The 1349-nt window shown below is 49.1% G+C and carries 1 rRNA gene; it reads right to left on the bottom strand.

What is annotated here, in order from left to right:
- Positions 1–1349, bottom strand: a 23S ribosomal RNA gene (locus HNR33_RS22785); the annotation flags it as partial.

The raw sequence follows: 1349 nt of genomic DNA on the forward strand, positions 1-1349 counted from the left end.
CGGGTACCTACTTGCTCGATAGAAGCTTTTCTCGACAGTGTGGAATCAGTTAGTTCGCTACTTAAATTTCGCTCCCCATCACCTCTCAGAATTGTCTCTACGGATTTGCCTGTAGAAACTCCCTACGGGTTTAGACACACACAACCAACGGTGTGCATAACCTATCCTACTGTGTCACTCCATTTCTCAAACGCTTATAGGTAGTACAGGAATCTCAACCTGTTGTCCATCGCTTACGCCATTCGGCCTCAGCTTAGGCCCCGACTAACCCTGAGTGGACGAGCCTTCCTCAGGAAACCTTAGGCTTTCGACGGGTGGGATTCTCACCCACCTTTCGCTACTCATGCCAGCATTCTCTCTTCTGTACAGTCCACCACTCCTTACGGTGTAGCTTCAACCCATACAGAATGCTCCTCTACCGATACTTACGTATCCCACAACTTCGGTGACAAGTTTGAGCCCCGGTAATTTTCGGCGCAAGACCACTCGACCAGTGAGCTATTACGCACTCTTTGAATGAATGGCTGCTTCTAAGCCAACATCCTGGTTGTCTGTGTAGTCTTACATCCTTTTCCACTTAACTTGTACTTAGGGACCTTAGTTGGTGATCTGGGCTGTTTCCCTTTCGACTACGAAACTTATCTCACGCAGTCTGACTCCCGAGCATATGACTATGGCATTCGGAGTTTGATAGGTTTTGGTAACGTATAAACGCCCCTAGACCATTCAGTGCTCTACCTCCACGTCACTAAACTCGAGGCTAGCCCTAAAGCTATTTCGAGGAGAACCAGCTATATCCGGGTTCGATTGGAATTTCACCGCTACCCACAGGTCATCCGATAGCTTTTAAACGCTAAACGGTTCGGACCTCCACGAAATTTTACTTCCGCTTCATCCTGCCCATGGGTAGGTCACCCGGTTTCGGGTCTACGACATGCAACTAAAAGCGCCCTATTAAGACTCGGTTTCCCTGCGGCTCCGTTGCTTAACAACTTAACCTTGCTGCATATCGTAACTCGCTGGCCCGTTCTACAAAAAGTACGCGGTCGTTCATATAAAGAACTTCCACTGCTTATAGACATAGGGTTTCAGGTTCTATTTCACTCCCCTCCCGGGGTTCTTTTCACCTTTCCCTCACGGTACTTCTTCACTATCGGTCACCAGGTAGTATTTAGCCTTGGGGGGTGGTCCCCCCTGCTTCCCACAGGGTTTCACGTGTCCCGTGGTACTCTGGATCACGGCTGGAAGTCTTCTTGTTTTGCTTACAGGACTATCACCTTCTATGGTGGGTCTTTCCAGACCTCTTCAGCTACAATAGCCTCTTCCGTTATGCCGGTCCACAACCCCAA

Source organism: Brassicibacter mesophilus (genome assembly GCF_050433385.1).
Classification (GTDB): domain Bacteria; phylum Bacillota; class Clostridia; order Tissierellales; family Proteiniboraceae; genus Brassicibacter; species Brassicibacter mesophilus.